29 protein-coding genes are annotated in these 26,853 nt (G+C 65.5%); 10 read left to right on the forward strand and 19 right to left on the reverse strand.

Translation table 11 applies throughout. From position 1 onward, the window contains the following. Nucleotides 1–31 precede the first annotated feature (31 nt). The 6 genes from D779_RS00160 to D779_RS00185 are packed head-to-tail and all read right to left on the reverse strand — an operon-like array spanning nucleotide 32 to nucleotide 6,311. Nucleotides 32–385 (reverse strand): ArsR/SmtB family transcription factor, encoded by a 354-nt coding sequence (locus D779_RS00160; protein WP_043747675.1) that lies wholly within the window; start codon nucleotides 383–385, stop codon nucleotides 32–34. Continuing rightward, on the reverse strand, nucleotides 382–1,281 hold the full coding sequence (locus D779_RS00165; RefSeq protein WP_043747677.1) for an ATP-binding response regulator: 900 nt from the start codon (nucleotides 1,279–1,281) through the stop codon (nucleotides 382–384). The genes D779_RS00160 and D779_RS00165 overlap by 4 nt, the downstream gene beginning before the upstream one ends. A 41-nt stretch (nucleotides 1,282–1,322) precedes the next feature. Continuing rightward, complete coding sequence (locus D779_RS00170) at nucleotides 1,323–3,707, reverse strand: ATP-binding response regulator (protein ID WP_052347606.1); 2,385 nt, start codon at nucleotides 3,705–3,707, stop codon at nucleotides 1,323–1,325. Between the two features lie 28 nt (nucleotides 3,708–3,735). Beyond that, the gene (locus tag D779_RS00175; protein WP_043747679.1) at nucleotides 3,736–4,200 is read right to left on the reverse strand and encodes a peroxiredoxin; all 465 of its coding nucleotides are present in this window, start codon (nucleotides 4,198–4,200) and stop codon (nucleotides 3,736–3,738) included. 39 nt (nucleotides 4,201–4,239) lie between these two features. Then, nucleotides 4,240–5,598 (reverse strand): ATP-binding protein, encoded by a 1,359-nt coding sequence (locus D779_RS00180; protein WP_043747681.1) that lies wholly within the window; start codon nucleotides 5,596–5,598, stop codon nucleotides 4,240–4,242. After that, nucleotides 5,595–6,311: a response regulator gene (locus D779_RS00185; protein WP_043747683.1), complete on the reverse strand. Its 717-nt coding sequence runs from the start codon at nucleotides 6,309–6,311 to the stop codon at nucleotides 5,595–5,597. Before D779_RS00185 ends, D779_RS00180 begins: the two co-directional genes overlap by 4 nt. A 215-nt stretch (nucleotides 6,312–6,526) precedes the next feature. Here D779_RS00185 and D779_RS22565 point away from each other — a divergent pair, with 215 nt between their 5' ends. Together D779_RS22565 and D779_RS00190 are read left to right on the forward strand one after the other, a co-directional pair. Continuing rightward, complete coding sequence (locus D779_RS22565; RefSeq protein WP_198295637.1) at nucleotides 6,527–6,682, forward strand: hypothetical protein; 156 nt, start codon at nucleotides 6,527–6,529, stop codon at nucleotides 6,680–6,682. A 170-nt stretch (nucleotides 6,683–6,852) separates the two neighbouring features. After that, the gene (locus D779_RS00190) at nucleotides 6,853–7,407 is read left to right on the forward strand and encodes a tetratricopeptide repeat protein (protein ID WP_043747685.1); all 555 of its coding nucleotides are present in this window, start codon (nucleotides 6,853–6,855) and stop codon (nucleotides 7,405–7,407) included. An 8-nt stretch (nucleotides 7,408–7,415) separates the two neighbouring features. Here the strand turns inward: D779_RS00190 and D779_RS00195 are convergent, their stop codons facing one another. Continuing rightward, nucleotides 7,416–8,003 carry a class I SAM-dependent methyltransferase gene (locus tag D779_RS00195; protein ID WP_043747687.1) on the reverse strand — a complete coding sequence of 196 codons (588 nt, stop codon included), beginning with the start codon at nucleotides 8,001–8,003 and terminating at the stop codon, nucleotides 7,416–7,418. Between the two features lie 40 nt (nucleotides 8,004–8,043). On the opposite strand from D779_RS00195, the gene D779_RS00200 reads away from it, so the two are divergent. Genes D779_RS00200 through hypD form a run of 3 tightly spaced genes read left to right on the forward strand, consistent with a single transcriptional unit; the run spans nucleotide 8,044 to nucleotide 10,685 of the window. Next, entirely contained in the window at nucleotides 8,044–9,219 is a 1,176-nt protein-coding gene (locus D779_RS00200; RefSeq protein ID WP_043747689.1) for a nickel-dependent hydrogenase large subunit, read from the forward strand. A gap of 51 nt (nucleotides 9,220–9,270) precedes the next feature. Continuing rightward, entirely contained in the window at nucleotides 9,271–9,549 is a 279-nt protein-coding gene (locus D779_RS00205) for a HypC/HybG/HupF family hydrogenase formation chaperone (protein WP_043747690.1), read from the forward strand. Further along, nucleotides 9,546–10,685 (forward strand): hydrogenase formation protein HypD, encoded by a 1,140-nt coding sequence (hypD, locus tag D779_RS00210; RefSeq protein ID WP_043747692.1) that lies wholly within the window; start codon nucleotides 9,546–9,548, stop codon nucleotides 10,683–10,685. Before D779_RS00205 ends, hypD begins: the two co-directional genes overlap by 4 nt. A gap of 69 nt (nucleotides 10,686–10,754) precedes the next feature. On the opposite strand, the gene D779_RS00215 is transcribed toward hypD, so the two are convergent. The 6 genes from D779_RS00215 to ubiK all read right to left on the reverse strand — a co-directional run bounded on the left by D779_RS00215 (nucleotide 10,755) and on the right by ubiK (nucleotide 18,233). Then, a complete protein-coding gene (locus tag D779_RS00215; RefSeq protein ID WP_043747695.1) occupies nucleotides 10,755–13,259 on the reverse strand; it encodes a glycogen/starch/alpha-glucan phosphorylase in 2,505 nt (834 codons plus the stop codon). 252 nt (nucleotides 13,260–13,511) lie between these two features. Continuing rightward, entirely contained in the window at nucleotides 13,512–13,814 is a 303-nt protein-coding gene (locus tag D779_RS00220; RefSeq protein ID WP_043747698.1) for a hypothetical protein, read from the reverse strand. Nucleotides 13,815–13,890: 76 nt separating this feature from the next. Next, nucleotides 13,891–14,424: a DUF2939 domain-containing protein gene (locus D779_RS00225; RefSeq protein ID WP_157726284.1), complete on the reverse strand. Its 534-nt coding sequence runs from the start codon at nucleotides 14,422–14,424 to the stop codon at nucleotides 13,891–13,893. A 19-nt stretch (nucleotides 14,425–14,443) separates the two neighbouring features. Continuing rightward, nucleotides 14,444–16,345, reverse strand: coding sequence for an ATP-binding cassette domain-containing protein (locus tag D779_RS00230; RefSeq protein ID WP_043747703.1), 1,902 nt, complete (start codon nucleotides 16,343–16,345; stop codon nucleotides 14,444–14,446). A gap of 84 nt (nucleotides 16,346–16,429) precedes the next feature. Next, entirely contained in the window at nucleotides 16,430–17,950 is a 1,521-nt protein-coding gene (locus D779_RS00235; protein WP_043747705.1) for a YifB family Mg chelatase-like AAA ATPase, read from the reverse strand. 16 nt (nucleotides 17,951–17,966) lie between these two features. Then, nucleotides 17,967–18,233 carry a ubiquinone biosynthesis accessory factor UbiK gene (gene ubiK / locus D779_RS00240; RefSeq protein WP_043747707.1) on the reverse strand — a complete coding sequence of 89 codons (267 nt, stop codon included), beginning with the start codon at nucleotides 18,231–18,233 and terminating at the stop codon, nucleotides 17,967–17,969. A gap of 397 nt (nucleotides 18,234–18,630) precedes the next feature. Here ubiK and D779_RS00245 point away from each other — a divergent pair, with 397 nt between their 5' ends. The 4 genes from D779_RS00245 to D779_RS00260 all read left to right on the forward strand — a co-directional run bounded on the left by D779_RS00245 (nucleotide 18,631) and on the right by D779_RS00260 (nucleotide 21,526). Then, the gene (locus D779_RS00245; RefSeq protein ID WP_043747709.1) at nucleotides 18,631–19,371 is read left to right on the forward strand and encodes a TorF family putative porin; all 741 of its coding nucleotides are present in this window, start codon (nucleotides 18,631–18,633) and stop codon (nucleotides 19,369–19,371) included. Between the two features lie 76 nt (nucleotides 19,372–19,447). Further along, nucleotides 19,448–19,786, forward strand: coding sequence for a P-II family nitrogen regulator (locus tag D779_RS00250; protein WP_043747711.1), 339 nt, complete (start codon nucleotides 19,448–19,450; stop codon nucleotides 19,784–19,786). Nucleotides 19,787–19,868: 82 nt separating this feature from the next. After that, nucleotides 19,869–21,122, forward strand: coding sequence for an ammonium transporter (locus tag D779_RS00255; RefSeq protein ID WP_052347617.1), 1,254 nt, complete (start codon nucleotides 19,869–19,871; stop codon nucleotides 21,120–21,122). 170 nt (nucleotides 21,123–21,292) lie between these two features. After that, nucleotides 21,293–21,526, forward strand: coding sequence for a transposase (locus tag D779_RS00260; RefSeq protein WP_043747713.1), 234 nt, complete (start codon nucleotides 21,293–21,295; stop codon nucleotides 21,524–21,526). 61 nt (nucleotides 21,527–21,587) lie between these two features. On the opposite strand, the gene D779_RS21405 is transcribed toward D779_RS00260, so the two are convergent. After that, on the reverse strand, nucleotides 21,588–22,109 hold the full coding sequence (locus D779_RS21405; protein ID WP_081763240.1) for a GNAT family N-acetyltransferase: 522 nt from the start codon (nucleotides 22,107–22,109) through the stop codon (nucleotides 21,588–21,590). A 370-nt stretch (nucleotides 22,110–22,479) separates the two neighbouring features. Between D779_RS21405 and cowN the strand changes: the two genes are divergently transcribed. After that, nucleotides 22,480–22,770, forward strand: a complete 291-nt coding sequence (gene cowN, locus D779_RS00265) for a N(2)-fixation sustaining protein CowN (RefSeq protein ID WP_081763241.1) — start codon at nucleotides 22,480–22,482, stop codon at nucleotides 22,768–22,770. A gap of 20 nt (nucleotides 22,771–22,790) precedes the next feature. On the opposite strand, the gene lipB is transcribed toward cowN, so the two are convergent. The 5 genes from lipB to D779_RS00290 all read right to left on the reverse strand — a co-directional run bounded on the left by lipB (nucleotide 22,791) and on the right by D779_RS00290 (nucleotide 26,836). Next, nucleotides 22,791–23,465, reverse strand: coding sequence for a lipoyl(octanoyl) transferase LipB (gene lipB, locus D779_RS00270; protein ID WP_043747717.1), 675 nt, complete (start codon nucleotides 23,463–23,465; stop codon nucleotides 22,791–22,793). Further along, complete coding sequence (locus D779_RS00275; RefSeq protein ID WP_043747719.1) at nucleotides 23,453–23,728, reverse strand: YbeD family protein; 276 nt, start codon at nucleotides 23,726–23,728, stop codon at nucleotides 23,453–23,455. The genes lipB and D779_RS00275 overlap by 13 nt, the downstream gene beginning before the upstream one ends. Next, the gene (locus tag D779_RS00280) at nucleotides 23,715–24,515 is read right to left on the reverse strand and encodes a D-amino acid aminotransferase (protein WP_052347623.1); all 801 of its coding nucleotides are present in this window, start codon (nucleotides 24,513–24,515) and stop codon (nucleotides 23,715–23,717) included. The genes D779_RS00275 and D779_RS00280 overlap by 14 nt, the downstream gene beginning before the upstream one ends. A 175-nt stretch (nucleotides 24,516–24,690) precedes the next feature. Beyond that, nucleotides 24,691–25,830, reverse strand: a complete 1,140-nt coding sequence (locus D779_RS00285; RefSeq protein ID WP_043747723.1) for a D-alanyl-D-alanine carboxypeptidase family protein — start codon at nucleotides 25,828–25,830, stop codon at nucleotides 24,691–24,693. An 82-nt stretch (nucleotides 25,831–25,912) separates the two neighbouring features. Beyond that, nucleotides 25,913–26,836, reverse strand: a complete 924-nt coding sequence (locus D779_RS00290; protein ID WP_052347609.1) for a septal ring lytic transglycosylase RlpA family protein — start codon at nucleotides 26,834–26,836, stop codon at nucleotides 25,913–25,915. Nucleotides 26,837–26,853 lie beyond the last annotated feature (17 nt).

Below are 26,853 nucleotides of genomic sequence, written 5' to 3' on the forward strand. Positions count from 1 at the left end.
GTTCTTTGCGGTTCGATTTCTTCCCGTGCGGCTACCTCAGCATCCGGTCGTCGAGGTTGGCGGGGCAGAGCACCTCGCGCATGATGCCGATCAGCTCCAGGAGCTGGGAGTTGCGGATCCGGTAGTAGATGCGGTTGGCCTCCTTGCGGGCGACCACGATGTTCTTGTTGCGCAGCTGTTCCAGGTGCTGAGAGATGTTGCTCTGGGAGGTGCCGGTGCGCTCGACGATCTCGCCCACCGACAGCTCGTTCTTGCCCAGCGAGCAGAGGATCTTCCAGCGCAGCGGGTGCGCCATGGCCTTGAGCGCGTTGGCGGTCAGCGTGGTGTCTTCGTCGTCCGAGAGCTCAGGTATGGGCTCTTGGTCGGGCTTCAGTTCTTCGTTCATCGTCCATCCCCTTGGAAGGCTTCATGCGCGGTCCGCTGTCGTGGTTCCGGATCCGCGTCTCGTTCGATCCTGACGTATCCTGTCATGTCCTTGGCGATACAGATGATATCGCTGATGTCGCCCGAGGCGTTCTTGATGGCGGTCCGGGAGAAGAGGATGGGAACCCGCCGGCCGTCGCGGGCGATGAATCGCGCCTCGATCTTGCTCAGCGCCCCGGTGCGGATCAGCGCCTCCAGCCAGATGCCCATGAAGGCGCCGGCCTGCTCGTCGCCCTCTTCCTCGAAGACGTCGCCGATCGACATGCCTCTCAGATCCTCCGCGCTGTAACCCAGCATGCGCGAGGCCGCCGGATTGGTCAGCTTGATCACCCCGGCCGGATCCAGCACCAGCAGCGCCTCGCCCATGTAGGTGACGATGTTCTCCAGATACTGGCGCGCCTCGGCGAGCTCTTGGGTGCGCTCCTCGACCCGCTGCTCCAGAACCCGGTTGAGATCCCGCTCCTTGGCGATCAGCCGGAAATAGGTGCTGATCTTGTTGATCAGCTGGTTGTCCTCGATCGGCTTGAGCAGATAGTCCGCCGCGCCCACCGCGAACCCGCGCTGCTGGAATTCCTCGGACTTGAAGGCCGCGGTGAGGAAGATGATGGGGATGTCGCGGGTGCGTTTGCGCAGCTTGAGCAGCGAGGCGGTCTGGAAACCATCCATCTCCGGCATCTGAACGTCGAGGATGATGAGATCGATGTCCGGATGCTGATGTGTCAGATCGACCGCCTCCTGTCCCGAGATCGCCTCCAGCACTCGGACGTCCATATGGGCCTCGATCAGCGTCCTCAGGGTGAAGAGGTTGTGGGCGTGATCGTCGACGATCAGGAGCTTGAATCCGGCATAGCGGCTCATGTCATCCCCCTTGTTCGCTGCGTGCGAGCACCCGGTCCCCTCTACTCGCCGTTGTTCTGTGCGACGGGCAACCCCGATGGGCCGTTGGCCTCTTTCATCGCATCCTCGAGCAAGGCTGCGAGTTGGGCAGGATCGATGGGTTTGGTGAGAAGGTCGATCGCGCCGACGCCTGGGCAGTCGTCGAGCTGGAGGTCCGAGCCGGGCTCGGCGAGCACGACGACCGAGGGCGGCGTGTCCTGAGCCTGATCCAGCAAGGCTCGGATCGTATCACAGGTGGCGGAGGCGGACATCTGGGCCGCCAGCAGGATCAGCAGGCATCCCTCGGTCTCCTCCTGCAGGGTCTCCAGCGCCTCGTCAAGGTCCACGGCGGTCTGGACCCGCAGTCCGCGCTGCGTCAGGTCGGAGCTCAGCTGGACCAGGGTCTTGACGTCGCGCTCGACGATGAGGACCCAGCCTTCGCCGCTCTCGGTCCGGGGCGCCGTGTCGATCGAGGCGCTTTCCTCGCTGGCGATGTCCCCGCCGACGAAGGGCTCGGGCCGATGGCCGTGCGCGGACTCGGCCGGTTTGGCCGGGGTGGCGTCGGCGGAGATCGGCATCAGCAGCGAGAAGCGGGCGCCCTCTCCGGGCGCGCTTGCGACCTCGATCAGTCCGCCCAGCAGTCCCGCCAGCTCGCGGCTGATGGACAGGCCGAGTCCCGTCCCGCCGTAGCGCCGGCGCGTGGATCCGTCCGCCTGCTGGAAGGCCTCGAAGATGATCTCCTGCTTGTCGAGCGGGATGCCGATTCCGGTGTCGCTGACGACCAGGGCGAGCGGACGCGCCGGATCCGGGGCGCGCTCGACGCCGACCCCGACCCGTCCCGCGTCGGTGAACTTGACCGCGTTGGAGAGGAAGTTCTTGAGGATCTGGCGCAGCTTGTCGCGATCGGTGTAGATGCGTTCCGGGGCGCGCGGATCGATGGCCAGGGTCAGCTCGACCGGCTTGCCGGTCAGCATGGGCGAGACCATCTCGATCAGCTCCTCGAGCATGGGGCGCACCTCGACCCAGTCGAGCGCGATACCCACGTGTCCGGCCTCGATCCGCGAGATGTCGAGGATGTTGTCGATCATGGTGCGCAGATCGCGACCGGCCTCGTGGATGACCTGGGCTTGGCGGCGCTGGGAGGGGTTGAGTCCGCTGGTCTCGGCCGCGAGCATCTTGGACAGCAGCAGGATGGAGTTCAGGGGGGTGCGCAGCTCGTGGCTGACGTTGGCCAGGAACTGCGACTTGTAGCGGTTGGAGCGCTCCAGCTCGCGGGTGTGGGCCTGTTCCGCCCGAAGGTGTTCGGCATGGGTGTCGGCCAGCGCGGTGAGCTGCCGGGCCAGCTCGCGGATCTCGCGCGGGCCGTGCCAGCTGAAGCGCAGCGGGCGTCCCTCGCGCAGGATGAGCCCGATGCCGCCGGTGAGCTCGTGTCCGAAGTGTTCGAGCCGGGTGGCGATCAGGCGCGCCAGGATCATGACCACCACGATCAGCACGAAGATGATCGAGAGGACGCGCAGCATGAGTGCGTCGCGAAAGGCGTCGAGCGGCGAAGGGTCGACCGGGCGCCCGACCCAGAGCGGGACGCCGTCCTCGGTCATGAACATGGGCACCCAGAGCATCTGGCGTCCCTGCGACCCCTTCCAGAGCGCCAGCTTGCCCTCGGCGAAGATCTCGGCCAGGCCGGGAAATGCCTCGAACGCTTCGGGCTCGCCGCTGGACGGCTGGCCGGGGCGCAGATAGCTGCCGCTGTGGTCGACCCAGAGGGTGTCGCGATAGAACTGGGCCAGTCCGCCGACGTCGAGCGTGATCACCACCGCGCCGCGCGTCTCGGTGGGCGTCTCCTCGTCGCCGATCGGGCTGATGAGGTTCAGGGTCATCAGCTGACGCGGGTCGTTCGTGCCCGTCTTGGGGTCGATTCGGATCCGGCTGACGATCACGGCACCGGGCTGAAGCTCCATGCCGGCGGCGAGGAACTGGGGGTTGGGCGGCTGAGCCGGTTCGGCGGTCGGCTTCCATTCCTGGGTTCGCGGGTCGCGGGTGAGCCAGAAACGCTCCCGGCCGTCGATGCCGACGAAGAGGATCTGAATGATGTCGAGCTGGTCGGCCAGGATCTTGTTGATCCAGGTGGTGTAGCGCGCGCGGGTCAGGTCGATCTGGTCCGCCTCGCCCTGGGCGCCCAGGATGAGTCCGGGTTCGGGCAGCTTGGCCAGCAGTCGGATCATCTCGTGACGGCTGGCCAGGTGCTGATCCAGGTCGCGGAAATCGGCCCTGAGATTCTGCAGATAGGCGCGCTGGTAGAAGAGCGCCGTGCGGTCCAGCACCAGCGGCAGATTGATGACGACGGCCAGGATCAGCGGCGTCAGACCGAAGACCAGCAGGAACAGCAGGATGTAGGCGCGGAGCTTCAATCCTGACGGGGGCGTCGCTGCGGGGCCCTCAGAGGGCTCGGACCAGCTCGAGGATCCGCGCCGCATGACCCTTGGGCTTGACGTCGTAGAGTGCGTGATGGATGAGCCCGTCCCTGCCGACGATGAAGGTCGAGCGCAGGATGCCCATGCGTTTCTCGCCATGGGCCTCCTTCTCGCGCCAGACCCCATAGGCATCGCAGGTCTCGCCGTCGGTGTCGGCGAGCAGCTGGACCGTCAGTCCGTGCTTGTCGCGGAAATCGCCATGGCTGGTGCAGCTGTCCCGGCTGATGCCGATGACCAGTGCTCCGGCCGCCTCGAGCTCGTTCTGCAGATCGGTGAATTCCAGGGCCTCCATGGTGCAGCCCGGGGTGTCGTCCTTGGGGTAGAAATAGATGACGCAGATGTGGCGACCCATGAGCTCGTCCAGGCTCACCCGTTCCATGTCGGCGTTCGGCAATGAAAAGCGTGGGGCTGGATCGCCTGGTTGCAGCATCGGTGGCCGCTCCGGAGGTGATGGATTCTGAGCTGCAATTTAGGCAGCGTCGGTCCGGTCGTCAACCGTCTGTCTGGAGGTCTTCATCAGGCTGGAGCTGGGAAGCCTGATGCTGGCGACCGTACCGCCCCCCGGACGCAGTCCGAGACGCAGCTCGATCTGATTGGCGAGCGCCAGCTGCTGGGCGACCGCGAGTCCCAGTCCGCTTCCGCCTCCCTGCCGGCTGCGTGAGGGCTCCGAGCGATAGTAGGGCCTGAGAACGGCTTCGCGCTCGCTCTCCGGGATCCCAGGCCCGCGATCCAGCACCAGGATCTGCTGCAGCGTCTGGCTGCAGCCCAATCGGATCTCGACCGGATGCCGGCTGTAGGTCAGGGCGTTCTCGATCAGGTTGCCGAGGATGCGCCGCAACGCCAGTGCATCGACCCGGCTCGCGCACGGCGGCTCTTTGCGCCAGACGAGCCGCGGACGGCCCGCGATCAGGTCGTCCACCAATGCGCTCAGATCCACCTCGTCGCGGCGGCCCGCACCCAGACTCTTGCCGAATTCGATCGCCTGGGTGATGAGGGCGTTCATTTCCTCGATGTCGCGCTCCATGCGTGCCACCAGGGTCGGCGGCGTGTCGTCGGGCAGCATGGCGATCGCCAGGCGCAGCCGTGTCAGCGGGGTGCGCAGGTCGTGCGAGATGCCGGTGAGCAACAGCGTGCGGTTGGCCAGCAGCTCGCGGATCTGGCGTCCGGTCTCGTTGAACTGGTGCGCCAGGTTGGCGAGCTCGACCGGGCCCGTCTCGGGCAGCGGCCGGGGCGAGAGACCGAGCGCGACCTGCTCTGCCGCCTTGGACAGCCGTTTGAGGGGCGAGGACAGCCGGCCGGCGAGGACGATGGTGGTGCCCAGTATCAGCAGCACGGCGGCGGTGGCGATCACCGCCAGTCCCTGCAGCGGACGGGTTCCGAGCCGGCTGCGCGGAAAGCCTGCCCAGAGGGGATGACCCTCGACGTCGATCTCGGCCCAGAACCAGCGTTCCCCGTCGGTGAGATTGGCGGTCATCTCGATCTCATGACCCATGCGAGCCGTCAGCGCCCGCTCGACGAGCGGCAGATAGGGGAAGAAGTAGCGATGGGAATCGGGCTGCGGCCGTTCCTCCACCAGGCGGATCTGGTACTCGCTCGCCAGTTGCGACCGGTAGGTCTCTCTCAGGTCCGGCGGGAGCTGCTGAAGGGTGCGCGCCGACAGGACCATGATGCTGGCGAGATCGGCCGCCGAGCGGTGTGCGACCGGCACCAGGGCATAGGCGACCGTCACCCCCAAGGCGACCACGGCGTACAGCCCGAAGGTGAAGATGAGCGTGAGCAGCGCGCGGCCGAAGAGGGTGGCGGGCAGGAACTGCCGCCGGTGGCTCATGGGTTACCCATGGGCGTGAACATGTAACCCTTGCCCCAGATGGTGCGGATATAGCGCGGGTGTTTGGTCTCGGGCTCGATCTTGGCCCGCAGCCGGGCGATCTGAACGTCGATGCTGCGATCGAAGGGGGAGCGCTCGTAGCCCTTGAGCAGGTCGAGCAGCCGATCCCGGTCCAGCACCCGGTCCGGATGCTCGGCGAGCACCCGCAGCAGCTCGAACTCGCCGCTCGTCAGGGTCACCGGCTGGTCGTCTCGGCGCAGCTCGTACTGGATCGGGTCCAGTCGATAGGGGCCGAAGCGAATGATCTCGTGGGCGGGTATTTCGTCGCCGTGTCCGATGAGACGCTGGCGGCGCAATACGGCGCGGATCCGGGCGAGCAGCTCGCGCGGGTTGAAGGGCTTGGCGAGATAGTCGTCGGCGCCGACCTCGAGTCCGACGATGCGGTCCACGTCGTCGCCTCGGGCCGAGAGCATGATGATGGGCACCTCGGTCTTGGCGCGCAGCCGCCGGGTCAGGGTCAGGCCGTCCTCGCCGGGCAGCATGAGATCGAGAATGATGAGGTCGGTGTCCTGCTGCTCGAGCCAGGCGTCCATGGCGCGGCCGTCCTCGGCGCCTCCGACCTCGAATCCCTCGCGTGCCAGGTAGTCGCCCAGCAGCGCGCGCAGGCCGGGATCGTCGTCGACGACGAGAATTCTCAGGGGGATGTCGGACATCGTGCGGGGGGACTCCGGCTTGGAGAGGGCAGTCGATACAACTTGTTACAACATTAGCAGACAGCGAAATACTCTGTTAATCCCCTTTCTGCAAGATAGACCCAGACCCAGTGAATCCCAGACCATCCAGCGGTGGGCTGGTTCGACCGCACAGGTTCGTGTGTTCCGGGGTCAGGGAGCAGTGTTTTCCAACCACGGATTGCGGAGACGAACGCATGAGCTTCGATGCCTTGACGATCTTGGGAATCTCCTCCTCCATCCTCTGCGGAGGATTTCTTGTGGCCCTGGTAAACCGCAACGGCGCCGGTGCGCGCGCCGCCAGGCGTTTGGCCGACTCCAAGGATAAGCGCACGGCCGAGTCCCGGCCGTGACGGTGTCGCCACTCCGAGCAGCAAGCCAATTGGGTCGCTACGGCAGCCACACACCCTGCCGTCGCGGCCCTTTTTTAGCCAGCCGCCTGCGCGAGCCGCCGATCGTTTGACAGGGGGCGTCCGGGTTTCTAGGATCCACCGATCCGCGTCACTCTGTCGACTCCCACATCATGCCGAAACTGTCTCCGCTGCACTGGATCGCGCTCTGCGTCTTTCTGTTCTTCTACGGCTTCACCGTCTTCGCCCTCACCCGCGACTACTATCTGCGTCATCCGTCCCAGCCGGCGACGGCTCGGACCGAGCGTGCGCCGGGAGCCATGCCGAAGCTCGATTCCAGCGCCATCCCCGAATCCATCACCGAGACCAATCCCGAGCTGCTGCATCAGCGCGCGGACGAGCTCTTCATGCAGCGCCGCTATGCCGAGGCCGCCCTCTACTACAAGCGCATCCTCGAATTGAATCCGGATGACGCCGAGGCCCATAACGATCTGGGGCTGGCCCTGCACTACACCGGTGACTCGGCAGGTGCCATCACGCATCTCGAGGCGGCCGTCGCCAAGGGGCCGCAGCTGCAGCGCCCCTGGCTGACGCTCGGGTTCGTCAATCTGCAGGCCGGCAACCAGGACGAGGCCCGCAAGGCGCTCGAACATGCCCGCGATCTGGATCCGGACAGCGACATCGGCAAGGAGGCGCAGCGTCTGCTGGGGATCCTGCAAGGCTCCTGAGCCGGGGCTCAGCGCAGCGCCAGGGCCACCGTGTAGTGCGGTCCCTGCTTGAGCTTGTCGTAGTTGCCGAAGACCTCGGTCAGATTGCGCTTCATGTATTGACGCAGACCGTTGATGGTCACCAGATAGAGGCGTCCGCCCGGCTTCAATCGGGCGTGGGCGTCGTGCAGCAGCAGGGCGAGCAGCTCCTTGCCGACCTTGGCCGGGACGTTGCTCGCGATCAGGTCGAACATGCGCCCGGGTTCGATCTGGTCGAATCCGTTGCTGAGCCGGGCCTCGGCGTTGCCGAGCCCGTTGAGTCTCGCGTTGCGATTGGCGTAGTCGACCGCCACGAAATCCTTGTCCACCATCAGGGTTCGGCCCTGTGGCGCCATCGACGCCAGGGTGAGACCGATCGGCCCGTAGCCGCAGCCGAGATCGAGGCAGTCGCCGTCGGGCGCGACCTCGAGATGACCGACCAGGAGCCGGGTTCCCTCGTCGATCTCGCGGGGCGAGAAGAGCCCCCAGGTGCTCTGGAAGCCGAGTGTGCGTCCGCCGAGCTCGGCGTTGAAGTGGATGTCCCGGCGCAGGCCGGCCAATTGTTCGGGTGTCAGCATGAAATTTGAATTCGATTCGATGAGCGTCAGCTAGATAAGCATGTCCGATCCGGCGGGAAGGCTCAACATTCAGTTAAGACGCGTCGCCAGCGGGTTCGCCTGTCAGATCGGCTCGACCCGCCCGGTGGCGTCCTCGGCGCTCTTTCGCGGTCGCGGCATGACCGAGACCGCCTCGCTTCTGCCGTTGCTGTTCTCCATATGCGCCAGATCCCAGGCGCTGGCCTGCGCGGGCGCCCTGGAGCGCGCCGGAGGGATGAAGCCGGATCCCGGAACGGCGCATCTGCGCCGCATGGTGGTCGCGGTCGAGACGGTTCGCGAGCATCTGTGGCGAATCCTGCTCGATTGGCCGGCGATCCTCGGCGAGGAGCCCGACCGTCAGGCCATGATCCGGGTGCAGGCCATCGCTCGGGACGTCTTCGCGGCCGCGGATCCGGATGGCGCCTTGTTCCGGCCCGGATCCGAGACGCCGATTCCGTCCCCTGATGTCCTGGCGGGTACGGCCTCCTCGCTCGCGAACCTGATGGCCGAGCGTATCCTGGGCATGTCCCCGGACGTCTGGCTCGAGCGTGTCGAGAATCTGGCCGCCTTCGACGACTGGTGCCGCTCGGTCTCGACGCCGTCCGCGCGTCTGCTGCGCGGCCTGCTCGATTCGGGCGAGGGTCGGTTCGGACATGCGGAGATCTGCGCCTTGTCCGATCCGGCCGACTCCGAGCTTGCGTCCGAGCTGCGTGGTCCGCAGGCCGCCGAGTTCGTCGCCCGGCCCTCCTGGCGCGGCCTGCCGCGAGAGACGACACCCCTGACGCGGTATGCCGAGTCCGGTCTGACGGCCGCGCTGGTCGCCGATCAGGGGCGTGGGATCCTGGCTCGGCTCGTGGCACAAGTGGTCGAAACGGCCTCGCTGATCCAGAGGGTTCGAGGAGGCGGTTCCGGAGCGCAGCTCGCCGTCGTCCAGGATGGGGCTCTGGAGGCCGGCGTCGGGATCGGGCGGGCCGATGCGGCTCGCGGGCTGCTGGTGCATCTCGCCGAGGTGGACGGGACTCGGGTCTTGGATTACCGGATCCTGGCCCCAACCGAGTGGAACTTCCATCCCAAGGGCGTCGTGGCGAAGGCCCTGGCCGCCCTGCCGGATGCCGAGGACTCCGTTCTGAGTCGGCGCGCCCAGCTCCTGGTCACGGCGATCGATCCCTGCGTCGCCTTCGATCTGGTGCTGCCGTGAACGACCGCAGCCAGTTCTTGTCTCATCATCGACCCAAGCCGAGGCATTCTCATGTGTCTAGCCATCCCCGCCGAAATCATCCGGATCGATCCGGATACGGATACCGCCCAGGTCTCGCTCGGCGGCGTGGTCAAGGAGATCTCGCTCGCACTGGTCACGGACGTGACGGTCGGTGACTATGTCCTGGTCCACGTGGGCTATGCCCTGAACAAGATCAGTCAGGCCGAGGCCGAGCACACACTGGCCCTGATCCGAGAGATCGGCGAGCTTCAGGACGCGGAGCTGGGCGTCTCCGACACGCCGGGGACGGACCCGGGGCGCTCGTCATGAGATACGTCGACGAGTTCCGCGATCAGCGGCTGGCCCGCCAACTGGCGGCCGCCATCGCCGCCGCCGCCCGTCCGGACCGCGAATATCGGCTGATGGAGTTCTGCGGCGGCCACACCCATGCCATCTTCCGCTACGGCGTCCAGCATCTGATGCCGTCGAACGTGCGCTTCATTCACGGCCCCGGCTGTCCGGTCTGCGTGTTGCCCATGGCCCGGATCGATCAGGCGATCGCGCTTGCGACCCGCCACGGCGTGACCCTCTGCACCTACGGGGATCTGATGCGGGTGCCGGCGAGCGAGCGCAAGAGCCTGCTCAAGGCCAAGGCCGAGGGTGCCGACATCCGCATGATCTATTCCACCCAGGACGCGCTGCGCATCGCCCGCGAGAACCCCGAACGCCAGGTCGTCCTCTTCGCCATCGGCTTCGAGACCACCACGCCGCCGACCGCGGTCGCGATCAAGACCGCGCGCGCCGAGGGGCTCGCCAACTTCTCCGTCTTCTGCAATCACGTCCTGACCCCACCGGCGCTGAGGACCATCCTGGCGACGGCGGGCCCCGAGGGCGTGCGTCTCGACGGCATCCTGGGCCCCTCGCACGTGAGCACCCTGATCGGCAGCCGGCCCTATGCCTTCGTTCCGAGCGAGTTCGGCGTGCCCGTGGTGATCGCCGGATTCGAGCCGCTGGACGTGATGCAGTCCGCCCTGATGCTGATCGAGCAGATCAACGCAGGACGCTGCGAGGTCGAGAACCAGTACCTGCGCGCCGTCACCGAGGACGGCAATCCGAAGGCCCTGGCCCTGATGGACGAGGTGTTCCGGATCCGCGACCGCTTCGAGTGGCGGGGGCTGGGCGAACTGCCCGACAGCGCCCTGGCGCTGTCCGAGGACTATGCCGATCTCGACGCCGAACTGCGCTTTCCGGTGGAGGTCCCCGAGTCCAGGGAGGCACGCGGCTGCGAATGCCCGGCCATCCTGCGCGGGGTCAAGGAGCCGACCGACTGCCGGCTGTTCGGGACGGTCTGCACGCCGGACAATCCGATGGGATCCTGCATGGTCTCGTCCGAGGGTGCCTGCGCCGCCTACTGGAGCTACGGGCGTTTCAGAGCCTCGAGTTCCTCTCCGGCGGTGGGTGCCTGACGCACCGTTTCGCGAGCCGATCCCCACTGCCCGAGTTTCGCTCGGGCGGTGGGGCGTGCGCGTCTTACCTTATCGGCTGGGCTTGACGGTCGGAAGGTGCCAGATGTCCTGGTTGTATTCGGCGATGGTGCGGTCCGAGGAGAAATAGCCGCTGCAGGCCGAGTTGAGGATGCTCATGCGCTGCCAGCGCTCGGGATCCCGATAGGTGGCGGCCGCTTGCTCCTGGGCCTCGACATAGCTGGCGAAGTCCGCCGCCGTCATCCAGGGGTCGTGCGGGTTGCGGATCGAGTGGATGATGGCGTCGAAGATGCCGGGCTCGAACTGGTTGAAGTGCCCGCATTCGAGCAGATTGATCACGTTCCTCAGGGTTGGATCCGAGGCGATGATTCCATTGGGGTCGTAGTGGTGGCGCAACGAGTCGACTCCGGCCGCCGTCAGTCCGAAGAGGAAGAAGTTCTCCTCGCCCACCTTCTCGCGGATCTCGATGTTGGCGCCGTCCAGGGTGCCGATGGTCACGGCTCCATTCATCATGAACTTCATGTTTCCGGTCCCGGACGCCTCCTTGCCGGCGGTCGAGATCTGTTCCGACAGATCGGTTCCCGGGGCGATCACCTCCATCAGCGAGACGCGGTAGTCGGGGATGAAGGCGACCCGCAGCAGACCCTCGGTGGCGGGATCCTTGTTGATCACCTGGGACACGTTGTTGATCAGCTTGATGATCTGCTTGGCCATGTAATAGCCGGGCGCGGCCTTGCCGCCGACGAGGACGCAGCGCGGCGTCCAGTCCTGGGTGTCTCCCTGCTTGATTCGGCTGTAGAGATGGATGACGTGCAGGATGTTGAGCAGCTGGCGCTTGTATTCGTGGATGCGCTTGACCTGGACGTCGAAGATGGCGTCCAGGGGAAGGTCGATCCGGCAGATCTGGGAGATCTGCTCGGCGAGACGGCGCTTGTTGTCCTGCTTGATCGCGTGCCAGCGTTTGCGGAAGGCGGCGTCGTCGGCATAGGGCGCGAGCTTGGAGAGCTGTGCGAGATCGCAGACCCATTCGGTGCCGATGGTCTCGTCGAGCAGCTCGTGCAATCCCGGATTGCACTGGGCGAGCCAGCGGCGCGGCGTGACCCCGTTGGTCTTGTTGTTGAACTTGTGGGGCCAGAGTTCGTGGAAGTCCTTGAACAGACCCTCGACCAATAGGGTTGAATGCAGCGCGGCCACGCCGTTGACCGAATAGCTGCCGACGATGGCCAGATAGGCCATGCGCATCTGGGGATCGTCGCCCTCCTCGATCAGCGACATGCGCCGCAGACGATCGTTGTCCCCCGGCCAGCGCAGGGCCACCTCGGCCAGGAAGCGGGCGTTGATCTCGTAGATGATCTCCAGGATGCGCGGCAGCAGCTGGCGGAACAGTCGTACCGGCCAGCGCTCCAGCGCCTCCGGCAGCAGCGTGTGGTTGGTGTAGGCCATGGTGTGGCTGGTGATGTCCCAGGCCTCGTCCCACTCCAGATCATGCTCGTCGATCAGCTGGCGCATCAGCTCGGCGACCGAGACCGCCGGGTGGGTGTCGTTGAGCTGGAAGCTGTTCAGCTCGGCGAAGCGGCTGAAGTCGTGGCCGTGCAGCCGGATCCAGTCGCGCAGGACGTCCTTGATGCTGGCGCTGGCGAGGAAGAACTGCTGGCGCAGGCGCAGCTCCTTGCCGTTCTCGCTGGCATCGTTGGGGTAGAGCACCATGGTGATGTGCTCGGCCGCGTTCTTCTGGGCGACCGACTCGGGATAGCTGCCGGCGTTGAACTCGTCCAGGTCGAACTCGTCCGTGGCGGCGGACTTCCACAGCCGGAGCGTGTTGACCGTGTCGTTGCGGTAGCCCGGCACCGGGATGTCGTAGGGGACCGCCAGCACGTCGTGGGTGTCCACCCAGCGGACGATGGTCCGGCCCCGGTGGTCGCGGTGGGACTCGGTGCGGCCGCCGAAGGGGATGCGCTGGGTGAATTCCGGGCGCTCCAGCTCCCAGGGGTTGCCGTCGCGCAGCCAGTGATCGGGCTCCTCGACCTGCGCCCCCTTCTCGATCAGCTGGCGGAACATGCCGTACTCGTAACGCAGGCCATAGCCTCGGACCGGCAGCTGCAGCGTGGCGCAGGAGTCGAGGAAGCAGGCCGCCAGCCGTCCGAGACCGCCGTTACCGAGTCCGGGATCCGGCTCGCTCGAGGCGATTTCCTCGAGGGCCAGACCCAATTGGTAGAGCCCCTGCTCGGCGGCCTGGTCGAGCCCGAGGTTGAGCGTGGCGTTCGAGAGCGCCCGTCCCATCAGGAACTCCAGGGACAGATAGTAGGCGCGCTTGCACTTGCTGTCGTCGTAGGCGGCGCGGGTCTGCTTCCAGCGCTCCATCAGACGGTCGCGCAGCGTCATGGCCAGCGCCTTGTAGGGATAGTAGGCCGACTGGCAGTCGTGGTCGCGCCCGAAGGTGTAGGCGTAATACCGGCTGAAGCCGTCGGCGAGGCCCTCTGCGTCCATCGGCAGGGGGGGCAGGTCGAGGAAGTGGTCGTTCGGTCGGTTCTGGATCGGTTTGTTCAGAGAAGACATGCGCCGTGTATCCTTCTGCGTTCGTGTGGAGTCTGAGCCGATGATCCCGAAAAGAGCGGCCGGCCGCCAGCAGTGAAACTCCAGCCGTTGTAATGCAGAGCTTATCCCGGCCTTCGGCATCCATGGGTCGCGAGCGGGCCGATTCGGGCGATGGCTGGCCGTTGGAGTCCGGAAGCCGAGGGCTCCTTTCCGGATGATACGCGCTTCTGGTGACGAGGATGGGTAGGTTTGCCCTCGGTGAGGCCCCTTCCATCAGGTCGTTCTTCGACGGACCGGCTTCAAGGAGGCCAGGGGGGAACGGTCGTACTGGAAATCCTTGCGCAACTGTTTGATGAGGGCCGCGCGATCCTCTTCGTTGGCGACCATCAGGGCGGTGAAGGCCGCGCGCCACTGCGCCAGGTACTCCCGGTCGTCCTGCGACTCGGTGTAGTTCATCACGGCCGTGCAATAGTCTGTCGCCCTCAGGTAGTCCTTGAAGGGCGCGTCGCTCGGGACGAGCAATGGGGCGACGAGTTGTCTGGCGCGCGCCGATGCGGCGATCTTGGGTTCGACCATGCGGGTGTACCGGGAAATCCTGACTGGCTGATGACGAAATGCCGATCGCTGACGGCCGGAGGCCGACAGCGCCTTTTCAGTAATAAAGCATCACGATTCGCCAGCCAAGCCCCTGGAAGCGCAGTCTCAGAATCAAGGGGTCGGCATTCCTCGGGCCGAGACGGACGCGGAAATCGATCGGGTCCTCGAAGAAGGCGTAGGTCAGGGCGTCGCGAATACCCTGGTCGCCATGACGCTTCGAGCTCAGGCGCTCGGCGATCCAGTCGAGCGTCACCCAGCGGTCCAGGAACTGCTCGGAACCGGTCTGGCGCAGTCCCGACTCGAGCCAGTCGATGAAGGCGTCCGAGAGGCCACCGATGTCGCTCGGATGCTCCTTGTTCAGGCGGTTCCCCAGCGCGTCGCGAACGGCCTCCAGGTCCACCAGCTTGGACAGTGTCTCTCGATCCTGCGCGGCCAGCGCCTGGTCGAGCTGCCATAGCGTGGCGTAGGGCCAGACCGCGAAGATCGGGAGCGCGGTCATGGCCGCGAGCGCCAGACGTCGGACTGGGCGCTCGATGCGCTTCCAGTTGCGCCGCCAGGCCGCGAGCGCGGGATGTCTGGCTCTCTTCACGGCCAGTCTCCTCATGTCCTCAGCCCATCTCTTCCTGAAGACGCTCGATGCTTTCGCAGACCTCGAGCCAGGCCTCCTCGGCCGCTTCCAGGTCGGCCTTGATCTGACGCTGTTCGGCGAGCATCGTCAGCAATCTGTCCTTGGCGTCGGCCTCGTAGAGCTCGGGGGCGGTCAAGGTCTGTTCGAGCGTCGTCCCTCGCGACTGGAGTTCGGCCATGCGCCGCTCCAGATCCCGTTCCTGCTTGCGCAACGGCTGCAGCATCTTTCGCACCTCGGCGGCCTGACGCCGCTGCTGCTTGCGGTCGCCGCCCTCGCGCGCGGTCCGGTCCTCGGGCGTTTGGTCCGTCGTGCCGTCGCGTCCGGCCAGCCAGGCCGGGTAGTCGTCCAGATCGCCGTCGAAGGGCGCCACCCGTCCGGCGTCGACCAGCAGCAAGGTGTCGCTGGTGACTCGGAGCAGATGACGGTCGTGCGAGACCAGGACCAGGGCGCCCTCGAATTCCTGGAGCGCCTCGCTCAGCGCATGACGCATCTCCAGGTCGAGGTGGTTGGTCGGCTCGTCGAGCAGCAGCAGGTTGGGGCGCTGGCGGATGATGAGCGCGAGCACCAGGCGCGCCTTCTCGCCGCCCGACAATGGTGCTATGGGGTCGAGGGCGCGATCGCCAGCGAAACCGAATCCGCCCAGATAGTTGCGCAGCGTCTGTTCGGTCGCCTCCGGGTCCAGGCGTCGCAGATGACCGAGCGGGGTGTCGTCCGGGCGCAGCTGGTCGAGCTGATGCTGGGCGAAATAGCCGAGCTTGAGTTCCTGGGCGCGCTCGCAGCGTCCCGACAGCAGCGAAAGCTCGCCGGCCAAGACCTTGATGAAGGTCGATTTGCCGGCCCCGTTGCGTCCGAGCAGTCCGATGCGGTCGCCGGGCTCCAGGGTCATTCCGACCCCTTCGATGATGGGGCGTTCGCCGTATCCGGCCGCCGCCTGGTCGAGCCGCAGCAAGGGGCGCGGCAGGTGCTGCGCCGGCTCGAAGCCGAAACGGAAGGGCGAGTCGACGTGCGCCGGTGCGATCAGCTCCATGCGCTCCAGCGCCTTGATCCGGCTCTGGGCCTGGCGCGCCTTGGTCGCCTTGGCGCGGAAGCGCTCCACGAAGCTGTGCATGTGGGCGATCTCGCGCTGCTGGCGCACATAGGCGGCCTGCTGCTGGGCCAGGCGCTCGGCGCGCTGGCGCTCGAAGGCCGAATAGTTTCCGGCGTAATAATTGAGATGCCGATGCTCGAGATGCAGGATGTGGCTGGCGACGGCGTCCAGGAAGTCGCGGTCGTGCGAGATGAGGACGAGGGTGCCCGGATAGGCCTTGAGCCAGCCCTCGAGCCAGATGACCGCGTCCAGATCCAGGTGGTTGGTGGGCTCGTCGAGCAGCAGCAGGTCCGAGCGGCACATGAGGGTGCGCGCCAGGGCCAGGCGCATGCGCCAGCCGCCCGAGTAGCTGTTCACCGGGCGTCGTTCGTCGCCCGGGGCGAAGCCGAGGCCGTGCAGCAGACGGGCGGCGCGGCTCTCGGCGCCATAGCCGTCGATGGATTCGAAGAGGCCGAGCAGTTCGCCGTGGCGGATGCCGTCGCCGGCGGCGTCGGCCGCCGCCAGGTCGCGCTCGATCCGGCGCAGCTCGCGGTCGCCGTCGAGGACGAACTCGATCGCGGGGCGGTCGGTGTCGGGGGTGTGCTGGGCGACATGGGCGATCTCCCATCCGGGCGGGATGGAGACCTCGCCGCTGTCGGCATGGAGGTCGCCGAGCAGCAGGGCGAAGAGGCTCGATTTGCCGCAGCCGTTCGCGCCAACCAGCCCGACCTTCTGGCCCGGGTAGATGGTGAGCGAGGCGTCCTCGAGCAGCAGGTTGGGACCGCGGCGAAAACTCAGACCTTGGAGTTGCAGCATGATGATCCGGTCGGGGCGGCCGAAAGGCCGCGCAGCTTGTTCTGGTGTGGGTTCTGAGGATGGGTCGCCGTCGCAGGCCGGCGGTCAGCCGCCGGACGCGCCGCGATCCAGCCGGCGATAGCCGATTGCCTCGCCGAGGTGCGTCGGGCTGATGGCCGGTGCATCCTGCAGGTCGGCGATGGTGCGTGCCACCTTGAGGATCCGGTGATAGGCCCGGGCCGAGAGCGCGAGCCGGGTCAGCGCCTGTTCCATCAGCCGTTGGCCGGCGGCGTCCAGGGCGCAGTGGCGCTCGATCTCGGGCGGGGTCATCAGGGCGTTCGGCTTGCCGGTGCGGGCGATCTGTCGTTCCCGCGCCACGACGACACGATGCCGCACGACCGCCGTCGACTCGGTCTCCTTGGGTGTCGGACCGGTCAGGTGCGAGATCTCCAGTCGTGGAACCTCCACATGCATGTCGATTCGGTCGAGCAAGGGGCCAGAGAGACGCGCGCGATAGCGGGCGATCTGATCCTGCGAGCAGCGGCAGCCGCCGTTCGCATCGCCGAGATAGCCGCAGGGACAGGGGTTCATGGCCGCGACCAGCTGGAATTGGGCCGGAAAGCGCGCCTGGCGCGCCGCCCGGGCGATGTCGATGCATCCCGACTCCAATGGTTCGCGCAGCACCTCCAGCACCTTGCGCTCGAACTCGGGCAGCTCGTCGAGAAAGAGCACGCCCCGGTGTGCCAGCGAGATCTCTCCCGGACGCGGGTTGCTGCCGCCGCCGACCAGCGCCACGCCGGACGCCGTGTGGTGCGGCGAGCGAAAGGGCCGGCGGCGCCACTCGATGGGGTCGAACGGGGCGCGGCCGCTGACCGAGCGGATGGCCGCCGCCTCGAGCGCCTCGGAATCCGTGAGCGGAGGCAGCAGGCCCGGCAGGCGGTTGGCCAGCATCGACTTGCCCGAACCCGGCGGCCCCAGCATGAGGATGTGATGCTGTCCGGCCGCGGCCACCTCCAGGGCGCGCTTGGCATGCTCCTGACCTCGGACCTCGGCGAGATCCGGATAGGCCGGATCGGCGTGCCCCGCAGGTTCGGACACATGGGCCGTGAGCGCCTGGGTGCCGTTGAGGTGTTCGCAGACCTCCATCAGATGGCGTGCCGGCCTCAGGGTCAGCCCGTCGACCACGGCCGCCTCGGCGGCGTTGGCATGCGGCAGGATCAGCTCGCGTCCGGCATCGCGCGCCGCGAGCGCCACCGGGAGGACGCCATCGACCGGACGCAGCTCGCCCGACAGGGCCAGTTCGCCGACGAATTCGAGATCCTCGAGTGCGTTTGGCGCGACCTGTCCCGAGGCGCCGAGGATTCCGAGTGCGATCGGCAGATCGAAGCGTCCGCCCTCCTTGGGCAGGTCCGCCGGGGCCAGATTGATGGTCACCCGGCCATCGGGGAACTGGAAACGGCCGTTGAGCAGGGCGCCGCGGACGCGGTCCTTGCTCTCCTTCACCGCCAGTTCGGGCAGGCCGACCATGGACAGCGAGGGCAATCCGCCCGTCAGGTGGACCTCCACCGTCACCGGCGGCGCATGGATGCCGACCCGCGCGCGGCTATGGAGAACGCAGAGCGCCAAATCGCCCGCTGTGCCGTCAGTGGCTGTCCGGCCGGCCGGCCGCGAGGGCCTGCTCGAGCGCCGCGACCTGGGCCTCGAGCGCGGCGATCTTGGCGCGCGAGCGGGCCAGGACGGCGGACTGGACGTCGAATTCCTCGCGGGTCACCAGGTCCAGACGCGCGAGACCGGATTCGACCGAGGCACGGACGTTGCGGTTGATGTCTTCGTGCAACATCTGCAGGCCTTTCGGCATGGAGGAGGACAGTCGCTGTACCAGGTCCTCGAATTGTTTCGGATCCAACATGGGTTACCTCTCACGGGGCCGTTGGGGCCAGTGAATCGATTCAGGGCGACATCCGTCCCGATGCGCATGGGCTGCGCGCCACGGACAGGGGGACTTGGATGCAGTGGATGGCTGCTCATTATAGGGGGCGCGGACGGCCGCGTCTGCGTTGGACTGGCGCCCTATTTTGGTGCTTCATTCGGTTTGTACGTGGGTGCATGCTTCGTTTTGGTGCGTTCACCTGTTGTGCCTTTGGTACATGATGGCGAGAACGTGGCGTCTCCACCAAAATAGGTTTCTGGCATGTTACATGCATCTGCCGCCAGTACGACATCAGGGGCGGCCGGGATATTCCGGGCTCTGGCCAGCCTTCCCGACATCCTCGAACGTTGCCCGGATCATCGAGAGGTAGATACGCATGAACGCAAATCCAATCCGCGCCGCCGTCGTCCTTGGCGCAGTCACCATGAGTGCAGGCGCCTTCCAGGTCGCGCTCGCCGAGGGCGAGGGGCCGCATTCCGTCAGCGCCAACATCGGCGCGGTCAGCAACTACATCTGGCGCGGTCAGACCCAGACCGACGATCAGCCCGCGATCCAGGGCGGCATCGACTATGCCCACAGCAGCGGCTTCTCGGCCGGCACCTGGGTCTCCAACGTCGACTTCGAGGACGCCTACGGCAACGACACCAACTACGAGTGGGACCTCTACGCTGGCTTCGGGCAGTCCATCACCGATGACTTCAGCTACGATCTGAACGTCATCTACTACGCCTATCCGGACGCTCGTGACTCCGATTTCGCCGAGGTCGGCGCCGGCGTCAGCTACAAGTGGCTCAGTGCCGGTATCGCCTACACCTTCTACGGTCAGGCGGACGATGTTCCGGGCGTCGACAATGGCGACGCGACCTTCGACGAAGGCGATCTCTACTACCATGCCGCGCTCGACTTCGCGCTCCCCTACGAGTTGGGCCTGAACCTGCATGGCGGCTACTACGACTTCCGCTACAACGACGGCGGCAACGACTACGGTCACTGGGGTGTTTCGGTGAGCCGCGAGGCCGGCGAGTTCGGCACCTTCAGCTTCAACTACGATCAGATCGGCCGTGAGACCTACGACGATGATCCGAAGATCTGGATCGGCTGGAACAAGGAATTTTGATCGCTGCGCATCCCGCGCCTTGAACCAATAGGCCATAGTATCCCGCGCTTTGGTCTCATCCAGGAGCTAATACGCAATGAAACTGGTTTCAGCCGTCATCAAACCCTTCAAGCTCGACGACGTGCGCGAGGCGCTCGGCGATATCGGCGTGTCCGGTATCACCGTCATCGAGGTCAAGGGTTTCGGCCGTCAAAAGGGCCACACAGAACTCTATCGCGGCGCCGAGTACGTCGTGGACTTCCTTCCGAAGATCAAGGTCGAGATCGCCGTCGACGATACCATGGTCGACAAGGTCATCGAGGCGATCAGCACCGCGGCCCGCACCGGCAAGATCGGTGACGGCAAGATCTTCGTGTTCGACCTGGATCAGGTCATCCGCATCCGGACCGGCGAGACCGGCTCCGACGCGCTTTGATACGGACTGGGAGACGTAAACGGTGAAATCGATTCGCAACCTGAGCCTCGCAAAGCCCCTGTCCGCGGTTTTGCTGACCTTCATGCCCCTCCTGGCCTTCGGTCAGGACGAGCCGGCACTGAGCAGCGGCGACACCGCATGGATGCTGACCGCGACCGCCTTGGTCCTCTTCATGACCATTCCCGGTCTCTCGCTCTTCTACGCCGGCCTGGTGCGCTCCAAGAACGTGCTGTCCGTGCTCATGCAGTGCTTCGCCATCACCTGCATGATGAGCATCCTCTGGGCGTTCTATGCCTATAGCATGGCCTTTACCGACGGCGGGTCCATGAACGCCTGGGTCGGCAGTCTGGACAAGATGTTCCTTTCCGGGGTCACGGTCGACGCCATGTCCGGCTCCATCCCCGAGTCGCTCTTCATGACCTTCCAGATGACCTTCGCGATCATCACCCCGGCACTCATCGTCGGCGCCTTCGCCGAGCGCATGAAGTTCTCCGCCATGCTGATCTTCATGGCCCTCTGGGTGACCCTGGTCTATGCCCCCATCGCCCACTGGGTCTGGGGCGGCGGCTGGGTCGGCGAGATGGGTGCGCTGGACTTCGCCGGCGGTACCGTCGTTCACATCAACGCGGGCGTCGCCGCGCTCATGGCCGCGCTGGTGCTCGGCAAGCGCAAGGGCTATCCGACCACCGCCATGCCTCCGCACAACCTGGGCCTGACCGTGATGGGCGCCTCCATGCTGTGGGTCGGCTGGTTCGGCTTCAACGCGGGTTCCGAGCTGGCCGCCGACGGTACCGCCGGCATGGCCATGACGGTCACCCAGCTGGCCACCGCCGCCGCGGCACTGACCTGGATGTTCGCCGAGTGGATCAGCCACGGCAAGCCGTCCGTCCTGGGTATCGCCACCGGCGCCGTCGCCGGTCTGGTCGCCATCACCCCGGCATCCGGCACCGCCGGTCCCATGGGCGCCATCGTCATCGGCTTCTCCGGCGCGCTCTTCGCCTTCATCGCCTCGACCAAGGTCAAGCACTGGCTCGGCTATGACGACTCGCTCGACGTCTGGGGCGTGCACGGCGTGGCCGGTATCGTCGGCGCCATCCTGACCGGCGTCTTCGCCGACGCCAGCCTGGGCGGCTCCGGCCTGGCCGACGGTATGAGCATCGGCGGCCAGGTCTGGATCCAGTTCCTGTCGGTCATGGCGACTCTGGTCTACGGCGGCGTGGTCAGCCTGCTCATCCTTCTGGTCCTGAAGGCCACGATCGGTCTGCGCGTGACCGAAGAGCAAGAGACCGAAGGTCTCGACCTCTCGCAGCACGACGAGCGCGGCTACATCCTCTAAGCCGCTTTCTCGCTCATCCCTGCGACTCGACGGCTGGCCTCTCGGTCAGCCGTCTTTCGTTCCGCTCCTCGCCCCTCCCGACCATCCTGCTGTGCGATGGCCGCTCGGCCTCATATCCAGGCTGATCGCTTTGATCGTCCAAGTCGCCGAAGTACCTGCGTGGGCATGTGTTGTCGCTCGCGTTATTCCGCGCACTGGACGGCATTCTCAACGCCTTCGACTCCAAGCTCCCCAAGGGGCGGGTCGAGGCAGCGAAAGGGCAGATCCAGGCCGCCAAGGCCAAGGCGCGAGACTATGGCACGGTCGGCCATCTCATCACCACTGCATATCTCGTCGCCGGAAAGCTCACGGCATTGCCGGCCAATCCCTTCAGAAACCCCCCGTGCGCTCGGTCGATGGTATGAATCAGATGCCTCCATGCCGGTTATCCACGCCAATCGCAAGAGAGCCGCGTATTGTTCGCCCTCACCAAATATCTCCTTTTCTCCATTCGCATGAAAGGCTGCTGTTGAGATCTAAATCCCCAGTTAGTGGAAGCCGGTAGATCATCACTTGTTCATCGGGCGTTTCAATCTGCTCTCCATGCAGACTGCGATAAAAGAGTGGCCCCTTCCATAGCTCCCACCCAAGGCGCGAGTAAAACGACTCCTCTGAAGGTGAAAGTGCAGCTAAATCAAACGAATTCAGCAGCTTCGGAATTGCGCTCATGATCTTGGAGCCAAACCCTTGGCCTTGCAGCTCTGGAAGCACGGCGACTGCTTCGACAAATGCTGTTCTGAATGAGCGATCATTTGTTTGAAGATTCCGGTTGATGTATAAAGCATGCGCTATAAGGCGCTCTTCTATGAATCCAAGGAGGTGCGTCGCTGGGCCAAGTTCGTCCAGTATTTCCTCATACTGTTCTTCGTAAGCCTCAGTGCATAGTCGAATAAGCTCATCCTTTAGTGCTGTGGAAAGATTGGAGCTAGGCTTGATTTCGATTTTCATTGTACGTAGGTACGCAATTGATTGACGTGAAGGCAATGTCCGCGGCACGTGCACTTATACACCCAGGAAATCCGTGCCGGAATTTTCTTGGAAACAACAGCATGGTGGCAGTTCGTTTGCGGGCGTTCATCCTCATCGAAGAGCGCGCGCAACCCTGTCCGTCCGCTCGAGGTGGGGGTGCGAAGTGTCATGGAAAGCTGGCAAGCATCCTGCTTCGTGAATCTAGGCTGAACCCAGAATCAGCCTAGATGGAATCGTTCAATCTTTTGAAATCAGCCGCTTGTAATGTCTGCCCGCCGATCGTGAGGGATGGGTCGCGGGGGCCTTTGTCGGGTCTCTGACATGACAGCTCCCAATGAGGTATCCAGAGGTGCAATCCACTGCCGCAAAAGTCGACCGCTATGTCACGTTCGAGGGGATCGAGTGTGACGACTATGCCCGCCAGGTCGTCGTCTATATCCGCGACTGTCTCGCCGACGGCGATCGGCCGTCTGCCTGGCAAGACTATTTCGAGCGGAAACTGATCGAGAACGCGGGGATGGGGCAGGACGAGCTCTTTCTCGTCGGCAGTCAGGTCAATTATATCCGCGAGCTCTTCGAGCACTACCAGCACGCCGAGGGGCTGGATCTGCTCGACAAGATCGAGGAGGAGTGCTGCTGAGTCTCGCCGATCGAGTCAGGTCATTTCGGGCGGACCTGGCCCAGCATGCGCAGGTCGAAGACCTTTCCCAGGGTCGCGATCAGCGCGTTGCCGGCGTCGGCGACCGATACGCCCGACACCAGGTCCGAGATCTGCGTCATCGCCAGCCCGGCGTAGCCGCAGGGGTTGATGCGGCGAAAGGGCTCCAGATCCATCGACACGTTGAGGGAGAGTCCGTGATAGCTGCAGCCGTTGCGGATCCGCAGCCCCAGCGAGGCGATCTTGGCGTCGGCGACATAGACGCCGGGGGCGTCCTGGCGGCGTGCGGCATCGATTCCGTAGCTGTCGAGCAGCTCGATGACCGACTGTTCCAGCATGTTCACGAACCGCTTGACCCCGAAGCCGATGCGTCTGAGATCGAGCAGCATGTAGGCGACCAGCTGCCCGGGTCCGTGGTAGGTCACCTGTCCGCCCCGATCCACCTGGATGACCGGGATGTCGCCCGGGTCGAGCAGATGTTCGCGGCGGCCGGCCTGGCCGAGCGTGAAGACCGGCGGATGCTCGAGGAGCCAGATTTCGTCCAGCGTGTCCGGGGCGCGGCTGTCGGTGAAGCGGCGCATCGCCTCGAGCGTGTCCCCGTAATCCTGGAGGCCGGGCAGTCGTCTGAGCAGGAATGGATGCGGATTGTCGCAGAGGGTGTCGGTCACAGCGCCCACACCACCAGCTCGTGGGCGGTGAGCTCCTGGTAGATGGCGTCGAGCTGAGGCTTGCTGTGGGCCTCGATCACCACGGTCACGGCAATCCATTTGCCGCCTCGGCTGGGGCGCGTCGAGATCTGCGCATCGTCGAATCCGGGGGCATGTCTGGAGACGATCTCGATCACGGCGGTCTCGAGACCGCTCTCGGCCTTGCCCATCGCCTTGATGGGGAAACGGCACGGGAATTCGAGCAGGGTCTCTTCGGTTTCAGATTCGGCCAAGGCGCACCTCCTCTTTGTATTGCTGATAGAGCGCGTCCATGCGTTGCCACATGGGGCCGGGTCGTCCGTTGCCAACCGGCTGGCCGTCGAGCCGGGTGACCGGAAGTACCTCGCGGGTCGAACTGCTCAGCCAGATCTCGTCGGCCTCCCTCAGATCGTCGATCGGGATCTGGGTCTCGAGAAATTCCAAGTCGTGCTCCCTGGCGAGCGCGAGCGCGAGCTGGCGGGTGACGCCGGTCAGGAGCAGATGACCGGTCGGCGGCGTGATCAGACGGCCCCGGTGCACCATGAAGACGTTCGAGACGGCGCCTTCGGTCACCATGCCGTCGCGGACCATGATGGCCTCGAGCGCGCCCTCGTCCTCGGCCTCGCGGCGCATCATGACTGCTGCGAGCAGGGAGATGGATTTGATCTCGCCGCGCAGCCAGCGGATGTCCGGCCGGGTGATGCAGGTGACGCCTTGGGTGGCGATCTCGGGCCGGCGCGGCTTGATCGGGTTGGCGACGGCGAAGACCGTCGGCTCGACATCCTCCGGGCAGAGGTGATCGCGCACGGGCGCGACGCCGCGGGTCACCTGGAGATAGACCGACTGATCCGGGGCTGGAGGCGCGCCGATCAGGCGGCGCATCACCGAACGCCACGACTCGCGGCTGAGCGGGTTGCGCAGACGGATGGCGTCCAGACTGGAGTCCAGCCGGTCGAGATGCGGCTCCAGCCCGAGGAAATGCCCGCCGTAGCTGGGGACCACCTCGTAGACGCCGTCGCCGAATAGAAAGCCCCGATCCATGATCGGGATCCTGGCCTGATCGGCCGGAATGAACTGGCCGTTGAGGTAGACCTGAGCCTCGTTATTGTCTGCGTTCACGATGCGTTCGATTCGATCGGTTGTCTGTCGCCTATGCCCCCGGGCCGTCCGGGTCACCGAACCGACCGAGTGCAGCCCGACGCCGCGCGGTGCGGCCTCAGAACATCTGCAATACGCTGTCCTTGGCCTTGCGCCAGAGCCCGCCCTCGGGCACGTCCTGCAGTGCGACCAGAGGTGCGCGGATGATCTCGTTCTCGCCCAGGGTCACCACGATATCGCCGATACGGGTGCCCTTGGCGATGGGCGCGTTGAGCTCGGCGGTCTTTTCGAGGCGCGCGCTCAGTCGGCTGTAGGATCCGCGTGGAATGGTGGCGACGACATCGGCCTCGGGTCCGACTGGAAGCGTCTCCTGTTGGCCATACCAGACGCGCAGGTTCTCGATCGGCTGATCGGCCGGATAGAGGCTGTGACTCTCGAAATAGCGGAATCCCCAGTTCAGTAGAGCCAGACTGGCCTGGGCCCTGGCATTGGGGCTGGCGGCTCCCATGACGACCGACACCAGCCGCATGTCGTCGCGCTTGGCCGAGCCGACCAGACAGTAGCCGGCGGCGTTGGTGTGACCCGTCTTGACGCCGTCGGCCGAGGGGTCGCGCTTCAGCAATGGGTTGCGGTTCGGCTGGGTGATCTCGTTGTATGTGAACTCCTTGGAGCCGTACCAGCTGTAGAAGTCGGGAAATTCGCGGATCAGGGCCATGGTGACCTTGGCCAGATCGCGCGCGGTCGTGTAGAGATCGGGATCGGGCAGGCCGTTGGGGTTGGTGAAATGGGTGTTCTCCATCCCGAGCCGTTTGGCATTCGCGTTCATGAGGTTGGCGAAGGCCTCGGTGCTGCCGGCGACGTGTTCGGCCAGCGCGACGCTGGCGTCGTTGCCGGATTGGATGATCATCCCCTTCAGCAGGTCCTCGACGCTGACCTGCGTGCCGACCTCGATGAACATGCGCGAACCGCCGGTGCGCCAGGCCTTTTCGCTGACCAGGACCTGATCGGTCAGGCCGATGCGCCCCGCTGCGATCTCGCGAAAGACCACATAGGCGGTCATGATCTTGGTCAGGCTGGCCGGTTCGAGTCTCTCGTCGGCGTTGTTCTCGGCCAGTACCTTGCCGCTGTTGAAATCGACGAGCAGATAGCCCTTGGCGGCGACTTCCGGAGCTGGCTGGGCCGGGGCCGCGATCACGGCCGACAGTGGCAAGAGGCAAACGAGCAGGAACGGCAGCGCGAGCTTCAATGCTGATTTCATGGAAGGTCCGGGAATTTGGAATGGCGGGTCGATACCCAGCTATTCTAACCCTGCGGTTCGCGATTTGGCATCCGTCCCTGGCTCAGTTGCTCACCCTTCTGGGCCGCTCCAGGCCGAGGCTGGCCAGCCGTCGCGTCACCCGATCGGCGTCCTGCTCGGAGGCGAGTGGGCCGATGCGCACCCGATAGAGGGGCGTTTCTTCGGGTTGCGGGTCGATGACGCGAACCTGCTCGGCACCCAGTTGGCTGCCGAGTCGCAGACGCAGCTTTTCGGCGTTCTCGAGCTGGCCGAAGGCGCCGATCTGGAGATACATGGGCCGAGTGCGCTGCGTTCGCGTCGCGTGCGCGGCCAGTGTCGTCGCGGCCCGTTGGGCGGGCCGCGGTGATCGAGGCGTCTGTTCGGCCAGGAAGGGGCCGGGATCCGATGCCGGGCGGCGCGGATCGATGGCGCGGACCTCGACCATCGCGGTTCCCTTCTTGACCACGCCCAGCTTGACCGCCGCGGTGTAGGACAGGTCGATGATGCGCGATCCGTGGAAGGGGCCTCGATCGTTGATGCGGATGACCACGCTGCGGCCGTTCTCCATGTTGGTCACCCTGGCATAGGTCGGCAGGGGCAGCGTCTTGTGCGCCGCCGTCATGGCGTTCATGTCGTAGATCTCGCCCGAACTGGTCTTGCGGCCGTGGAAGGGTCTGCCGTACCAGGAGGCGAGGCCGCGCTCGACGTGGCCCCGGCTGTTGCGTATCGGGTAATAGCGCTTGCCCCCGACCACGTAGGAGGACGGGTTGCCGGACGCGGCGAGCGGCTCGACCTTGGGGACCGCGTCGGGAATGCGGGCGATCCTGGCTGGGATCTCGTCGCCATCGGCGAGATCGCCCGTGCTGGAGCAGCCGCCGATTCCGGCCAGGGTGCCGACGCAGAGCAGGCAGGCCGCGATCCGAACTCCGAGCTCGATCTCATTGGATTCCTGGCGTCTTCGGGGGGTAGCGGTCGGGTCGTGTCGCATCGTGGTCGGTCTCTGGG

This window comes from Imhoffiella purpurea, from assembly GCF_000585215.1.
In the GTDB taxonomy this organism is placed as follows: domain Bacteria; phylum Pseudomonadota; class Gammaproteobacteria; order Chromatiales; family Chromatiaceae; genus Imhoffiella; species Imhoffiella purpurea.

Excerpts from the sequence above, each read along its gene's own strand:
- ubiK (WP_043747707.1), bottom strand. The coding sequence starts at position 18,233 with ATGTTGGATCCGAAACAATTCGAGGACCTGGTACAGCGACTGTCCTCC.
- D779_RS00220 (WP_043747698.1), bottom strand. The coding sequence starts at position 13,814 with ATGGTCGAACCCAAGATCGCCGCATCGGCGCGCGCCAGACAACTCGTC.
- D779_RS00200 (WP_043747689.1), top strand. The coding sequence starts at position 8,044 with ATGTCCGATCCGGCGGGAAGGCTCAACATTCAGTTAAGACGCGTCGCC.
- D779_RS00185 (WP_043747683.1), bottom strand. The coding sequence starts at position 6,311 with ATGTCCGACATCCCCCTGAGAATTCTCGTCGTCGACGACGATCCCGGC.
- D779_RS00245 (WP_043747709.1), top strand. The coding sequence starts at position 18,631 with ATGAACGCAAATCCAATCCGCGCCGCCGTCGTCCTTGGCGCAGTCACC.
- D779_RS00195 (WP_043747687.1), bottom strand. The coding sequence starts at position 8,003 with ATGCTGACACCCGAACAATTGGCCGGCCTGCGCCGGGACATCCACTTC.
- hypD (WP_043747692.1), top strand. The coding sequence starts at position 9,546 with ATGAGATACGTCGACGAGTTCCGCGATCAGCGGCTGGCCCGCCAACTG.
- D779_RS00230 (WP_043747703.1), bottom strand. The coding sequence starts at position 16,345 with ATGCTGCAACTCCAAGGTCTGAGTTTTCGCCGCGGTCCCAACCTGCTG.
- D779_RS00250 (WP_043747711.1), top strand. The coding sequence starts at position 19,448 with ATGAAACTGGTTTCAGCCGTCATCAAACCCTTCAAGCTCGACGACGTG.
- D779_RS00165 (WP_043747677.1), bottom strand. The coding sequence starts at position 1,281 with ATGAGCCGCTATGCCGGATTCAAGCTCCTGATCGTCGACGATCACGCC.
- D779_RS00175 (WP_043747679.1), bottom strand. The coding sequence starts at position 4,200 with ATGCTGCAACCAGGCGATCCAGCCCCACGCTTTTCATTGCCGAACGCC.
- D779_RS00285 (WP_043747723.1), bottom strand. The coding sequence starts at position 25,830 with ATGAAATCAGCATTGAAGCTCGCGCTGCCGTTCCTGCTCGTTTGCCTC.
- D779_RS00290 (WP_052347609.1), bottom strand. The coding sequence starts at position 26,836 with ATGCGACACGACCCGACCGCTACCCCCCGAAGACGCCAGGAATCCAAT.
- D779_RS00280 (WP_052347623.1), bottom strand. The coding sequence starts at position 24,515 with ATGGATCGGGGCTTTCTATTCGGCGACGGCGTCTACGAGGTGGTCCCC.
- D779_RS00160 (WP_043747675.1), bottom strand. The coding sequence starts at position 385 with ATGAACGAAGAACTGAAGCCCGACCAAGAGCCCATACCTGAGCTCTCG.
- D779_RS00190 (WP_043747685.1), top strand. The coding sequence starts at position 6,853 with ATGCCGAAACTGTCTCCGCTGCACTGGATCGCGCTCTGCGTCTTTCTG.
- D779_RS00255 (WP_052347617.1), top strand. The coding sequence starts at position 19,869 with ATGCCCCTCCTGGCCTTCGGTCAGGACGAGCCGGCACTGAGCAGCGGC.
- D779_RS22565 (WP_198295637.1), top strand. The coding sequence starts at position 6,527 with ATGAGCTTCGATGCCTTGACGATCTTGGGAATCTCCTCCTCCATCCTC.
- D779_RS00215 (WP_043747695.1), bottom strand. The coding sequence starts at position 13,259 with ATGTCTTCTCTGAACAAACCGATCCAGAACCGACCGAACGACCACTTC.
- D779_RS00205 (WP_043747690.1), top strand. The coding sequence starts at position 9,271 with ATGTGTCTAGCCATCCCCGCCGAAATCATCCGGATCGATCCGGATACG.
- D779_RS21405 (WP_081763240.1), bottom strand. The coding sequence starts at position 22,109 with ATGAAAATCGAAATCAAGCCTAGCTCCAATCTTTCCACAGCACTAAAG.
- D779_RS00180 (WP_043747681.1), bottom strand. The coding sequence starts at position 5,598 with ATGAGCCACCGGCGGCAGTTCCTGCCCGCCACCCTCTTCGGCCGCGCG.